This is a genomic window from Actinoplanes sichuanensis, assembly GCF_033097365.1.
In the GTDB taxonomy this organism is placed as follows: Bacteria; Actinomycetota; Actinomycetes; order Mycobacteriales; family Micromonosporaceae; genus Actinoplanes; species Actinoplanes sichuanensis.
Genome location: NZ_AP028461.1, coordinates 5,568,102 through 5,580,981 on the forward strand (window position 1 = coordinate 5,568,102; position 12,880 = coordinate 5,580,981).

The 12,880-nt window shown below is 70.1% G+C and carries 11 protein-coding genes; 4 read left to right on the top strand and 7 right to left on the bottom strand.

Going from position 1 to position 12,880, the window contains the following annotated elements:
- Window positions 1-42: 42 nt before the first annotated feature.
- Genes Q0Z83_RS25610 through Q0Z83_RS25620 form a run of 3 tightly spaced genes read right to left on the bottom strand, consistent with a single transcriptional unit; the run spans window position 43 to window position 3,145 of the window.
- Window positions 43-1,329: an ABC transporter substrate-binding protein gene (locus tag Q0Z83_RS25610; RefSeq protein ID WP_317796540.1), complete on the bottom strand. Its 1,287-nt coding sequence runs from the start codon at window positions 1,327-1,329 to the stop codon at window positions 43-45.
- A gap of 2 nt (window positions 1,330-1,331) precedes the next feature.
- Window positions 1,332-1,790 (bottom strand): hypothetical protein, encoded by a 459-nt coding sequence (locus Q0Z83_RS25615; protein WP_317796541.1) that lies wholly within the window; start codon window positions 1,788-1,790, stop codon window positions 1,332-1,334.
- Window positions 1,787-3,145 (bottom strand): DUF2264 domain-containing protein, encoded by a 1,359-nt coding sequence (locus Q0Z83_RS25620; protein WP_317796542.1) that lies wholly within the window; start codon window positions 3,143-3,145, stop codon window positions 1,787-1,789. Before Q0Z83_RS25620 ends, Q0Z83_RS25615 begins: the two co-directional genes overlap by 4 nt.
- Window positions 3,146-3,386: 241 nt before the next feature.
- Between Q0Z83_RS25620 and Q0Z83_RS25625 the strand changes: the two genes are divergently transcribed.
- Entirely contained in the window at window positions 3,387-5,120 is a 1,734-nt protein-coding gene (locus Q0Z83_RS25625; RefSeq protein WP_317796543.1) for a heparinase II/III domain-containing protein, read from the top strand.
- Window positions 5,117-6,205, top strand: coding sequence for a substrate-binding domain-containing protein (locus tag Q0Z83_RS25630; protein WP_317796544.1), 1,089 nt, complete (start codon window positions 5,117-5,119; stop codon window positions 6,203-6,205). Before Q0Z83_RS25625 ends, Q0Z83_RS25630 begins: the two co-directional genes overlap by 4 nt.
- A gap of 95 nt (window positions 6,206-6,300) precedes the next feature.
- On the opposite strand, the gene Q0Z83_RS25635 is transcribed toward Q0Z83_RS25630, so the two are convergent.
- A complete protein-coding gene (locus Q0Z83_RS25635) occupies window positions 6,301-6,729 on the bottom strand; it encodes a hypothetical protein (RefSeq protein ID WP_317797130.1) in 429 nt (142 codons plus the stop codon).
- A gap of 417 nt (window positions 6,730-7,146) precedes the next feature.
- On the bottom strand, window positions 7,147-8,148 hold the full coding sequence (locus tag Q0Z83_RS25640) for a substrate-binding domain-containing protein (protein WP_317796545.1): 1,002 nt from the start codon (window positions 8,146-8,148) through the stop codon (window positions 7,147-7,149).
- Between the two features lie 121 nt (window positions 8,149-8,269).
- On the opposite strand from Q0Z83_RS25640, the gene Q0Z83_RS25645 reads away from it, so the two are divergent.
- Window positions 8,270-9,682 carry an RICIN domain-containing protein gene (locus Q0Z83_RS25645; protein WP_317796546.1) on the top strand — a complete coding sequence of 471 codons (1,413 nt, stop codon included), beginning with the start codon at window positions 8,270-8,272 and terminating at the stop codon, window positions 9,680-9,682.
- A 14-nt stretch (window positions 9,683-9,696) separates the two neighbouring features.
- Here the strand turns inward: Q0Z83_RS25645 and Q0Z83_RS25650 are convergent, their stop codons facing one another.
- Window positions 9,697-10,908: an ISAs1 family transposase gene (locus tag Q0Z83_RS25650; RefSeq protein WP_317789516.1), complete on the bottom strand. Its 1,212-nt coding sequence runs from the start codon at window positions 10,906-10,908 to the stop codon at window positions 9,697-9,699.
- Window positions 10,909-11,170: 262 nt separating this feature from the next.
- Complete coding sequence (locus tag Q0Z83_RS25655; protein WP_317796547.1) at window positions 11,171-11,461, bottom strand: ArsR/SmtB family transcription factor; 291 nt, start codon at window positions 11,459-11,461, stop codon at window positions 11,171-11,173.
- 51 nt (window positions 11,462-11,512) lie between these two features.
- On the opposite strand from Q0Z83_RS25655, the gene Q0Z83_RS25660 reads away from it, so the two are divergent.
- Window positions 11,513-12,787, top strand: a complete 1,275-nt coding sequence (locus tag Q0Z83_RS25660) for an MFS transporter (protein WP_317796548.1) — start codon at window positions 11,513-11,515, stop codon at window positions 12,785-12,787.
- The last annotated feature ends 93 nt before the right edge of the window (window positions 12,788-12,880 follow it).

The following is a 12,880-nucleotide window of genomic DNA, read 5'->3' on the forward strand; positions in this document are numbered from 1 at the left end:
GAGGTACCGCGGGCCCGGTCCCCGTGCCGGGCCCGCGGAGAATCACTTGTTCAGGACCTCGTTCTTGGCCCGGTCCTGTGCCTTGGTGATGGCGGCGTCGATCGGTGTCGTGCCGGACAGCACCTCGGTGTGCAGGTCCTTGAGGATGTTCTGCAGCGGCGCCGTGTACTTGGAGACCGGGTTCTCCGGCTTGGTGTCGTGGGTGGCGAAGGTGAACTTCGACAGGTCGTCGGAGGGCGCGCCCTTGAGCGAGAAGATGGTGTCGGCCACCGAGCTGTTGTCGGCCGGCGTGACACCGATCCCGGCCAGAGCCTTGGCGGCGTCCGCGCCGGCCGCGTAGGCCAGGAACTCCTTGGCCGCGGCGATCTTCTTGTCGCTGATCTTCGGGTTGATGCCGAGACCGGTCGGGTCGGCGAAGGTGACCGGGGTGGCCGAGGTGCCGGTGGTGGTCTTGGTCAACTGCGGCGCCGGCGCGATGCCCCACTCGAAGGCGTCGGCGTCACCCTTGGCCTGCTGGTTGAGCAGCGTCGCGATGTACCAGGTACCCATCACCATCATCGCGGCCGACTGCTTACCGAACTGGGCCTGGTAGGTGAGGCTGTTGGTGGTGGCGTCACCGAGACTGACCTGGGCGCCGGCGTTCTGCAGGTCGAGGCTGGTCTCGTAGTACGGCTTGAGGAACCCGTAGTCACCGCTCTCCAGGCTGGCCCCGGCACTCTGCGCCAGCGCGAAGCCCTGGTCGGTGGACTGCCAGGTGTGCTGGTAGGTCCCGAGCGCCTTGTCGCCGGCCGCCTTCAGCTTGGTGGTCAGCTCCTTGGCGGCGGTCGCGTACTCGGCCCAGGTCCAGCTCCCGTCCGGGTGCTTGACGCCGGCCTTGTCGAACAGCGCCTTGTTGTAATAGAGCACCCACGAGTCGGCCCGGTACGGAATCGCCCAGGTCTTGCCGTCCACCTGGTACGCGCTGACCCCGCCGACCTTCGGCCCGAGCTTGGCCGCCACGTCGGAGACGTCGACCAGCTGCTTGCCGTCCTGGTAGGTGAAGAAGTTCTTCAGGTTCTTCTGCACGTAGACGTCCGGGGCCTTGCCGGCGGCCAGGTCGGCGATCATCTGGGTGTCGTAGTTGGCGGCGTCGTATTCCTTGAGCTCGACCACGATGTCCGGGTGCGAGGTCTTGAATCCGTCGGCGAGGGTCTTGAACTCCGGCGTGGTCGCCAGGCTCCACCCGGCCAGGGTGAGGGTGACCGGGCCGGACTCCTCGGCATCACCGCCGCTGCTGCAGCCGGTGATGCCGAGCAGGAGCGCCGTGACAGCGGCGAGGGAGCGCTTCATCTCTACTCCTCTATGTCGATTCTGGTGTGTGTGAGAACGGCGTCGGGCCAGACGACCCGGACGTGCCCCTGGTGGATCTCGGTGCGGCACGTCGTCTCCGCCGGGTCGGTGGACAGCTCGACGAGCACGGCGATCCAGCTCTCCGGAATCGGGAACTCGATCCACGGCACCCGGACCGGGCCGCCGAGCGGGGACGCGTCGTCGTGTTCGGTTTCGCCCGCCGCGCCCGCGCCGATGATCGGCGTGAGACGCGAGACGAGCCCCCTGGTCGCGGGCCAGCCGCCGATCCGCAGACGGACGGCGTCCGGCGCGGCCTGCTCGACCCGGACCAGCCGGACCTCCCAAGGCCCCCGGACCAGCGAGAACGTGGTGATCCGCCCGGCTCGGCGGAGCTTTCCGGTGCGGCCGGAGCCGTGGTCGCGGCCCGGCGGGTCCGGATCCAGCCAATGCGCGTCGGTCACCGATCCGGCAAGACCCAAAGACCCTCGGCGCGTACGACCAGAGTGCGCATGCCGGTGCGGTGCGAGTGCCGCCCGCCCGCGCAGACGAGAACCACCGACTGGTCCTCGGGGTCGGTCCAGCCGCTCTCGTCGAGCACGGGCGTGGTCGCCGTCGAGTAGCCGAGCCGGGCGTAGAGCGGTGAGTCGCCGCCCGGCACGCCCTCGTCGCCGTGATCGGTGCCGTGGTTGATGACGCGGACGATGCCGTCGGCGCGGGTGCCGGCGATCAGCCAGCCCGGGGCGCGGACGGCGCGGAGCACGTCACCGGTCTCCACCGGCAGCGGCTCGGCCGGGGCGGCCCACACCGGATGATCCGCCGGGAGGGCCACTCCGAGCAGTCCCTTGCTCGCCCAGTAGGGCGAGCCTGGACCGGAGTAGGACTGGGCGAGCCGCGGCCACGGCCCGTGCCAGCCGAGAGTGAGCAGGTCCCCGTGCGGTTCGAAGTGCCCGACGATCTTCCCGGCGGCGTTGCGCAGCCGACCGGGCGCGTGGGAGGGGACGTCGGCGAGGATGCCGGCCCAGAACGGGGCGGCCGCGGCGAACCGGTAGATCAGGCTGCGACCCTGCAGCAGTGGCGAGCCGTTCCCGCCGGTCAGGGTGAGCGCGTCGGTGAGGAACCGGTCGAGCAGATCCCGGTCGATCGGGCGCAGGCTGGGAGCGCCGGTCATCCGCGACCAGAGGACCGGGTAGAGGTGCAGGGCCCAGCCGGTGTAGTGGTCGTAGGCACGTGACGAGCCGTCGGACAGCCAGCCGTCGGCCCGCCGGAACGTGTCGTGGGTGGCCAGGTCCTCGGCCATCTCCGCCGCCGAGTACGGACCGCCGACCGAACGCAGGAACGTCTGCACGACCAGGCGGAACCAGACCCAGTTGATCCGCGGGTAGGTGTCGTCACCGACGGCCGGGGCCAGGTACTCGACGATCCGCTCCTGGACGGTGGGGTCCAGGCGGTCCCAGATCCAGTCGCGGGTCATGTCGAGAATCAGCGCGATCGACGCCGCCTCCACTTTGGCCTGGGCGTGTTCGGGTAGCCGTACCCATCGATCGGGGTTTGTCGGATCGGTGCCCGCGGCGAGGCCGGCGGCGTATCGCTCGACCAGGTGGTCGAGGCCCTGGCCGCGCTCGCCGGCCAGGCGGAAACCGGCCAGCAGGAAGGTGCGGGCGAAGCCCTCCAGACCGTCGACCGCACGCCCGTAACCGCCCTCGGCACCGGGCAGGGTGATCAGCGCGTGCGACGGCGACGCGTGCCGGGACGCGGCGGCGAGCAGACGGTCGGCGAACCCCGTCCAGTCGGCACGGGTGTCGAAGGCAGGTGGCACTTCACGCTCCGGAGTCGGTCGGGCGGGTACCTGTGATCGGTTTCCGGGAAGTAAAACGCTCACAATCGACCATGTCAATGAGTTCTTCGCTCAGACAGCGACAGAAGTGATCGGATAACGCCGTGACCTGGCCGTTTAGGACGACTTACAGCTAGCCGATCGGCTCCCCGAGCGCGACCTGATCGTCACAGGACGATTAAAGTGATCTGATACGATCGCTTTCGATCACGGGGAGGTGACCATGCTCGTGCCGGCGGCGACCGACCGCGCGGTGTGGAGATCGGCGGACGAGCCGACCCTCCACGAGTTGTCCGAGCGCGCCCGTGCCACCCTCGGCACCCCCTGGCCCACTCCCCTGGCCCGTGACTTCGCCCGCTACTTCCGCGACGGCGACCGGGACACCTATGAGCAGGCGATCTGGGGCCGGCATCAGCGGCTGGCCCGGGCCGTCGTGCTGGCCGCGGCCACCCTCGACCCGGTCTGGCTCGACGAGGTCGCCGACGGGGTCACCCTGTTCTGCGAGCAGAGCACCTGGTGCTGGCCGGCCCACGACGACACCTTCACCCGCCACGGCTCGGTGCTGCCGACGGTCACCGATCCCTACCTCGACCTGGGCGCGGGTGAGGTCGCCGCCGACCTGGCGTGGACCGACCACGTGCTCGGCGCACAGCTCGACGAGCGCTATCCGGGGTTACGCGCCCGGATCCGGCACGAGGTCGCGGTGCGCGTGCTGCGGCCGTTCATCAATCGGCGCGACTGGCACTGGCTGGGCCTCGACGGTCGCGTGCACAACTGGAACCCCTGGATCCACAGCAACGTCCTTCTCGCGGCGACCTTCCTGGGCTTCCTCGATCCGGAGCTGACCGACCTCATCACCGAGGGGATCGGTTTGTACGGCGCGGCCGTGCCCGCCGACGGCGCCATCGACGAGGGATACCACTACTGGTGGCACGGCGCCCTGCCGTATCTGGAGACCCTGGAACGGCTCGGCCGCGACCTCGACCCGGCGCTGATCGACTTCCCACATCGCGTCCACCTGGGCGGTCCCTGGTATCTCAACCACGCCGACGGGCCGGCCCGCCCGTCGCCGCATCAGCCGTGGCACGTGCTGCACCGGCTGGCCCGCACCGTCGGCGCCCGCGACGCCCTGGCCCACGCGGCCGCCCACCGACGGCCCGGCGAGGCGGTCGCGCACGAGAGTCACGGGCTCGGTCACCTGCTGCAGGCGGTCCTCGACCGGGACTGGATCGCCGCCATCCCGGGCCCGTCGCCGCTGCCCCGTGACGTGTGGTTCCGGTCCACCCAGGTGCTGCTCGCCCGGCCCACCACGGGTAGCGCCGCCGGGCTGACCCTGGCGATCAAGGGCGGGCACAACGACGAGAACCACAACCACAACGACGTCGGCAGCTTCATCGTGGCCCGCGACGGGGTGCCGGTGCTGGTCGACCCGGGGCGGCCGACCTACACCGCACAAACCTTCGGGCCGCGGCGGTACGAGATCTGGACCATGCGATCGACCTGGCACAACACGCCGTCGATCAGGGGTACGGAGCAGGCCGCCGGCCGGTCGTTCGCGGCCCGTGACGTGGTCGTGGACCTCGACGCCGGCTCGTTCACCGCCGATCTGGCCGGCGCCTACCCGCGCGACGACGTCCGGCGCTGGATCCGTACCGCCCGGCTCGACCGGGACACCGGCACGATCACCATCCGTGACTCGTGGGAGCTGCGGCCCGGCACCGGCCGGACCGTCCTGCACCTGATCGTGGCGGGCGAGGTCACCCTCACCGGCGGCGGCGCCGACGTCAACGGCATCAGCGTGACCTGGGGCGACCGGCCCTGCACGGTCACCAGTCGACGACTCGACGACCCGATGCTCACCGAGGTCTGGGGCGACCGGCTGACCCGTCTCGACATCGACGTCACCACCCTGGGTCCCGTCGGTACCCTCGAACTGTCCGTGAAGGAGAAGCGGTGAGCAACACAGACAAGCGGGGGCCGTTGCAGGTGGCCCGCCGGGCACGGCTGCTCGAACAGTTGCAGCGTGACGGCGTGCTACGGGTCTCCGACCTCACCGACGCCCTCGGCGCCTCCACGGTCACGATCCGCCGCGACATCGCGCAGCTCGCCTCCGAGGGCCTGGTCCGCCGGGTGCACGGCGGCGTCGCCCTGCCCAGCGGCGATGAGCAGCGCGACAGCGAGGACGTGTTCAGCGGCAGCATCGGCATGCTGGTGCCGTCGCTCGACTACTACTACCCGCATGTGGCCCGCGGTGCCGAGGAGACCGCCCGCGAGCTCGACCTGCGGATCGTGCTGCGCGGCTCGTCGTATCAGACCGAGGACGACCGGCCCCAGCTCAACCGGCTCGTCGACCAGGGTGTCGACGCGCTGATCGTGGCACCGCGGATGGACGCGCCGACCGCCCAGCAGACCATCGAGTGGTTGGCCGGCCTCGGCATCCCGATCGTCCTACTCGAACGCACCGCCACCGCCGGGCCGCACCACGCCCACCTCGAATCGGTCGTCTCCGACCACGCGCAGGGCGCCGGGATGGCCGTGCGCCACCTGGCCGGCCTGGGCCACCGCAAGGTCGGCGTGGTGCTGGCCGCCCTCAGCCCGACCAGTCCACACATCCACCGCGGCTGGCACGAGGCGGTCACCGAGCTGGGCCTGGACACCACCGGGACGGTCGACGAGCTCGTTCCCGACGCCCGCACCCCGGACAGCAAGGACGCCCTCGACAAGGCCCTGGACCAGGCGTTGTCGACCGGCACCACAGCGCTGCTGGTGCACGCCGACGCCGAGGCGATCGCGTTGGTGCAGCGTTGCGAGGAGCGCCACCTGTCGGTCCCCGGCGACCTGTCGGTGATCGCCTACGACGACGAGGTGGCCGGATTGTTCAGCCCGGCCCTGACCGCGGTCCGCCCGCCCCGGGGTTCGATCGGCCGGGCCGCCGTCCGGCTGGCCGCCGACCGCCTGGCCGACCCCCAGCGCCCCACCCACCGCATCGTGATAAGCCCTTCGCTACGCATCCGCGACTCCGCCGGCGCCCCGAACCCGTAAGCCCGCCGGCCGTCGCTCCGCACGGGAAAACAGCGCGCGTAGGCGACGGCCGGCGGTGGTGGGCTTTGCGTGAAGAGCGGGACGGGGTGGGCGCCTCAGGAGAGGCACGGGTCACGTAGCCGTACCGGGAGGGGATTTGAGGAGGGAGACGGCCTCCGGGAGAAACCGCCGACGCCGGACCGGATGGCCGTGGCCGCGAAGCGGATCAGGTCGATGTTGACGCCGGCCGCGCCGGTCGGGTCGTGGACCGAGAGTTTCAGGTCGACGCTGACCTGGCTGCCGGCCCAGCCGACCGCCTCCAGGTTGATGTGGGCGATCTTGCGGGAACCGAGCTGGGACAGGTATCCGAGGGGCGCGACCTGGACCCGTTCGTCGGCGCCGAGGGCGTTCAGCTTGGACTGTTTCTTGGTCTCGGGACGTTCGACGAGGTTGCGGAAGTCCTCGGTGCCACCCAGGTTGACCTGATACGAGCTGACCAGGGTGAGCCCGCGTTCGGTGAGCAGCCGGAGCAGTGCCGGGTGCAGAACCGACGTGCCGAACTGCCCGCAGCGCCGCCTCGGCGTAGGCGCGGGCGATCAACGGGTGGCCGCTCGGCGCCGAGTAGAGCAGCACCTCGGCGCCCTTGATCGCGTCGGCGACGGCGTCGATGCCGGTGTCGTCGGTGAGTCCGCGCCGGACGGTCACCCCGGCCGGCGGCAGCGAGCCGTCGAGGCACGGGTAGTTGTTGGGCGGGACGAGGATCGCCTCGTGCAGGTCCCGGCCCACCTTGGCGTCGGAGACGGCGAACGCGGCGACGAACTCGATGTCGCCGACGCCGAGCCCGTCGATCACCGGGCGGCTCAGACCGGTGTCACTGCCGGTGCGGCGGTAGAAGTCGATCCCCTGGGCCAGCGCCGAGGTGTTGTTGCCCACCCCGGCGACGGCGAGTCTGACATTTTCGGTCACACCCGGATTCTGCGTGACAACGAGGACTGCCGGACCACCAGGTCGGGGGCGACCAGGACACCCTGGACCGGGCGTCGGTCGCCGTCCAGCAGTCGGGAGACCATGAGCTCGACGGCGAGCCGGCCGACGTGGTTCTTCGGTGGGCGGATCGCGGTCAGCGCCGGTTCGGCCAGGTGGGCCACCTCGTCGTCGTAGGAGACGATGGCCAGGTCGTCGGGGATCCGGAGGCCTTGGTCGGTGGCGTTGCGGGCGATCGCGATGGCCTGCGGGTCGCTGTGCACGATCAGACCGGTGAGTCCCTTGAGGCCGGTGTTCACCGCGTCGCCGGGCAGGCCCAGGTCGGCGCACGCCCGGTGCCAGCCCTGCAGCAGGTACATCGAGGTGGGGCTGCCGCCGGACAGTTGCAGGCCGATCCGGCGGTGGCCCTGCTCGTACAGGTGGTGGACGGCGATCTCCAGGCCCAGGGCGTGGTCGCTGCGCACCCATTCGATCTGTCTCGGGGTGCTGGTCCAGCCGCGGGGCTGGCGTTCGACGAGGATCGTCGGGACCGGCAGCCGGCTGATCCAGGTGAGGGTCCGGTCGGCTTCGCCGTCGTCCAGGCCGGGCGCCAGCAGCAGACCCTGCACCTGGCCGGCCTCCACGAGCCGGCTGATCTGCCGCCGGTCCTCCTCCGGGTCGTAGCTGGAGCCGCGCAACTGCACGTTGACGCCGAGGGCGGCACCGGCCGCACGGGCTCCGGCGACGATCGGTGGCCAGTAGAAGTCCAGCGACGGTACGACCATGCCGATCGTGAACGCGGTCTTCGGCACCGGGGACGGCCGGACCGGGGCGGGCAGCGTGGCACCACCGTGGACACGATGGCACAGGTTGCGGGCGGCCAGGGCGGTGATGTCGCGGCGGATGGTCAGCTCGCTCACGCCGAGATCACGGGCCAGATCGCTGACCCGGACCGCACCGCAGCGCCGCAACTCGGTGAGCAGCCGCTCGTGCCTCTGCACCTGGAACAGGGCTGTTCGATTGGTTGCGTTTGCGACCGAGCGGGATCGCACCATGGCATCACCGTTTCCGACCGTTTACGAAGACGTTACGCACATTCTTACGCATCGATCGGGGTCCTGGATGAGACTTCTCGCCGCCGTCGCGGCCTTCCTGCTGATCGTGGTGCTGCCGGCGCCGGCGCAGGCCGCACCGGTCACGGTCACCAACGGGGTGCAGTTCACCGACACGTCCGGGGCCGGGGTGCACGCCCACGGTGGCGGGGTGCTCAAGGTCGGCTCCTACTGGTACTGGTTCGGGGAGAACCGCAACTCCGACGACACGTTCCGGGCCGTCTCCGTCTACCGGTCGACCGACCTGCGCAACTGGGAGTTCCGCAACGACGTCCTCACCTCGTCGTCCGCGTCCGAGCTGGGCAGCGCCAAGATCGAGCGTCCGAAGGTGATCTACAACGCGTCGACCGGGCGCTACGTGATGTGGATGCACAAGGAGAACGGGACCGACTACGGCGAGGCCCGGGCCGCGGTGGCGTCGTCGGCCACGATCGACGGCACGTACACGTACCACGGTAGTTTCCGGCCGTTCGGCACCTACATGTCGCGGGACATCACGCTCTACGACGACGGTGGCACCGCGTACATGATCTCGGCCGCCGACGAGAACCGGGATCTGATGATCTACCGCCTGACCGCCGACTACCTGCAGGTCTCCACCGTGGTCGGCAACTTCTGGGACAACGCGACCCGGGAGGCGCCGGCCATGTTCAAACGCAACGGCGTGTACTTCCTGGTCACGTCGGGCACGTCCGGGTGGAACCCGAACCAGTCCAAGTACGCCACCGCGACCAGCATCAGCGGGCCGTGGTCGGGCTGGACGAACGTCGGCGACTCGACCACCTACGGTTCGCAGCCGGCGTACGTCCTGCCGATCACCGGCACGTCCGGCACCGGTTACCTCTACATGGGCGACCGCTGGGCCGGCGCCTGGTCCGGGCCGGTCAACGACTCCCGTTACGTCTGGCTGCCGATCAGTTTCCCCAGCTCCACCTCGATGTCACTGACCTGGTATCCGACGATCACCGTGGACGCCGCCGCGGGCACGATCACCGGGAACGCGGCCACCTATTACCGCGTCACCAACCGCAACAGCGGAAAGGTGATGGACGTGGTGAGCGCGTCGCAGGCCAACAGCGCCGAGATCAAGCAGTACACCTGGAACAGCGGAAGCAATCAGAAGTTCGAATTCCGGGACGCCGGCAGCGGCTATTTCCAGATCGTCGCCCAGCACAGCGGGAAATGCCTCGACGTGGCCTCCTCGTCGACCGCCGACGGCGCCAACATCATCCAGTACACCTGCGGCAACGGCACCAACCAGCAATGGCAGTGGGTCGCCACCGGAAGCTATTTCCAGATCAGGGCCCGCCACAGCGGCAAATGCCTCGACGTCGTCTCGGCCAACACCGCCGACGGCGCCGACATCCAGCAGTACACCTGCGGTTCCGGAACCAATCAGCAATGGTCGAGGACAACCTCATAGGGTACGGGGCAGGGTCATTGCGTTCTCGGGTAGCTGCTGGTCACAGCGATAATTAGGTCGTGTGATCGGCGGTTTGCTTGGCGGGTGGCGCGGGCGATGTTGGTGGCGCCGGTGATCCGGTGCCAGCCGATCGCGGTGTTACGCAGGGTCGCGATGACAGCCGGTCCGGTGCCGGTCCGGGCCTGGTGCAGATCTTCACGGAACGTGACGTCGCGGACATGATGGATCTTGTTTTCGATGTGCCAGTGCCGGCGGATCCAGGTCTGCAGATCGCGGGCCGTGGCGTGGCCGGCGGGCAGCGATACCGTCAGGTAGGCGGTCTCGCGGCTGGTCCGGCCTGCGATGATGCGGGTTCGGGTGATCCGGACGGCCTGCTGCGCGTGTGGAAAGGCGATGCCGCCGGGTGTGGCGACGGTGACGGCTTTGACGGTGCGGGTCTCACGGCGGCCGTGACCACGGTCGCGGGTTCGGTCACCGACCGGTATCTGCGCCCAGGGAAGCCGTTTGAGCTGTTTGAACAGGGTCGGCTGGTTGCCCTTCACCTGGACGAGCAGGTGTGCGTTGCGGGCGGTGACCTCGTCAGCGTGTCCGGTCTGGGTGTGCAGGGCATCGGCGATGAACAGCACCCCGGCCAGGGTGCCGAGCACGGTCTCGACGGCGTCGAGCAGCGGCACGAAAGACGTGATCTCGTTCGACTTCGTGTCCACCGTGACCTGGGCAATCACCAGCCCGGTGGAGGTATCCAGAGCAGATAACAGATGCACCTGGCGGCCGTCGCCCAGACGGGCGCCGCGCAGCGTCTTGCCGTCCAGGGCGATCACCCGGCGATACCTGCGCGACGGCGATCCCGGCCGCTGGGCGCGGGTATGCAGCCAGCCGGCGAGAACGGTGGCCAGCAGGGTCGGATCGAGACGGATCAACAATCGCCACATCGTCGTGCCGACCGGCACGGCGTCACCGAAACCGAGACTGGTCCGGGCATGTCCTTCGAGGTCATGGAGCCAGTCGGTGATCGCCGCGAACGAGGACGCACCGGCCATGACCGCGCAGACCGCGACAGCCAGGACTGCGGACAGCGGGTAACGGATTCCGCGCGGGTCACGCGGGTCCGGAATCTTCGCCAACGCTTCCAGCAGGCCGTTGCGTTCACCGGCGGTGACCGGGACCGGTGCGGCGGTGGTGTGGGGTGTCGTGACGGTCAGTGCCGTGATGAGAGATGATGCCATCGGCGGGTGGGGTCTTCCTCGGAGTCGTGAAGCGTCGCAACTCCATGATCACCGATGCGGCCTCACCCGCTTCTTATGCCTCTACAGAGGCCACTCACACCGCGAATCCGCAGCTCAATGCCTTACCATCAGACTACGCAATCGCCCTGGGGTACGGGGTGAGCCGCCCCGCAGAATCCACGCCGCCCCGGAACCACGACGCGACGTGACCTCGGCCCCGGACCGCAGCGCGAGCTGCGGGCCGGGGCCGAGGTCACCGCTTTCATCTCGCCGGGACGGCCGGCCGTAGTGCGTCGAGTCCCGTGGTGACCGCGTCGAGGGCCGACCCGTCCGGCGAGTAGCAGATCTTGGTGCCGTCGCGGCGGGTCTGCACGAGCCCGGCCTGCCGCAGCACCCGCAGATGCTCGGAGATCGTCGGCTGGCTGACCCCGAACGCCGTGCCCAGGTCGCAGGCACACACCTCGCCCTGCTCGAACAGCTCCCGCAGGATGCCCAGCCGCACCGGGTGAGCGAGCGCCCGCAATCGCACCGGCAGGTCGTCAGAGATCGTCACAGACGGATCCTACCTTGATAATTAGCCAGCTCGCTATATAGCCTTTCGCCTATGAATCTCACCGCCCCGCGACTGCGATTACTCGCCACCTCGATGACCCTCGACGCTCTCGGCAGCGGCCTGTTCGGCCCGTTCGGCCTGCTCTACGCCCACGAGGTGGCCGGTCTCCCGCTCGCCGTCGCGGGGGCGGCGATCGGAGTGGCCGGCACCGTGGCCCTGACCGCCGGCCCACTGGCCGGAGCCCTCGTCGACCGCCTCGGCCCGGCCCGCGTGGTGATCCTGGCCAATGCCGTGGCCGTACTCGGCGGCCTGCTCCTGCTCACCGCCCGCGACCTGTGGCTGTTCACTCTGGCGTCGGTGCTGGGCGTGGCCTCGGCCCGGATGTTCTGGTCGTCGTTCGCCCCGTTGGTGGCCGCGGTGACCGCCGACCGCGCCGAACGCTGGCTCGGCTACCTGCGAAGCGCCCGCCTGACCGGCGTGATGCTCGGCGGCTTCGCCGCATCGGCGGTCCTGACCCTGGACCGCCACCACGGCCTGATCATCATGCTGGCCGTCGACACCGCGACCTACGCCCTGGCCGGCGTCCTCACCGCCGTCGCCACCGCCCCACTCCGTCACACCGCCCCGCTCGATCCCACCGCCCCACTCGATCCCACCGCCCCGCTCGATCCCGCCGAGCCGCTCGATCCCGCCGCGCCGCCACCCGCCCCGGCCTCCTACCGCGCCGTGCTGCGTGACCGCGCGCTCCTGCGGCTCACCGTGCTCAACACCGCATGCACGCTGCTCGTCTCGGCGCCGATCATCGCCATGCCGGTCTACCTGATCGACTCGGTGCGGGGCCCGGCGTGGCTACCCGGCCTCGCCGCCGGCCTGCTCACCGGCCTCGTGGCCCTGGCCATGACCCGCACACCCCACCTGACCCGGGGCACCGGCCGCCTGCGTGTGCTCGCCCTGGCCTGCCTGCTCTGGGCGGCCGGCTGCCTGGTCCTCATCGCGGCCGGGCTGAGCCCGATCCCGGCCGCCCTGACCGCGACCGTGGTCCTGGCACTGGCCCAGGCCTTCTACGAACCGACCGCCGACGCCGTACCCCTGGCTCTGGCCCCGCCACACCTGACCGGCCGCTACACCGCCGTCTACCAGCTGGCCTGGGGCGTTTCGAGCGCGCTGGCCCCGCTGCTGGTGGGCACCCTGCTGTCGATCGACCCGACCGCCCTGTGGCTGACCCTGGCCGCGACCGCCGCCGTCACCGCAGCCGCCTACCGCCTCTCCGGCACCCACCTGACCCAGCGGGTCGGCCACTCCGGCACCGCCCTGACCTTCACCTGACGAGCTTCCGCAATCGGGGCGGGCGCAGCCGGTAGATCGGCATCAGCCGATCCGCAACCCCGCCGGTGCCGGCTCGCCCGCCCCGGAAAAGCA

What these genes read in the sequence shown, in the direction of transcription:
- Q0Z83_RS25610 (WP_317796540.1), bottom strand. Translation starts at nt 1,329, where the DNA reads ATGAAGCGCTCCCTCGCCGCTGTCACGGCGCTCCTGCTCGGCATCACC.
- Q0Z83_RS25625 (WP_317796543.1), top strand. Translation starts at nt 3,387, where the DNA reads ATGCTCGTGCCGGCGGCGACCGACCGCGCGGTGTGGAGATCGGCGGAC.
- Q0Z83_RS25645 (WP_317796546.1), top strand. Translation starts at nt 8,270, where the DNA reads ATGAGACTTCTCGCCGCCGTCGCGGCCTTCCTGCTGATCGTGGTGCTG.
- Q0Z83_RS25650 (WP_317789516.1), bottom strand. Translation starts at nt 10,908, where the DNA reads ATGGCATCATCTCTCATCACGGCACTGACCGTCACGACACCCCACACC.
- Q0Z83_RS25660 (WP_317796548.1), top strand. Translation starts at nt 11,513, where the DNA reads ATGAATCTCACCGCCCCGCGACTGCGATTACTCGCCACCTCGATGACC.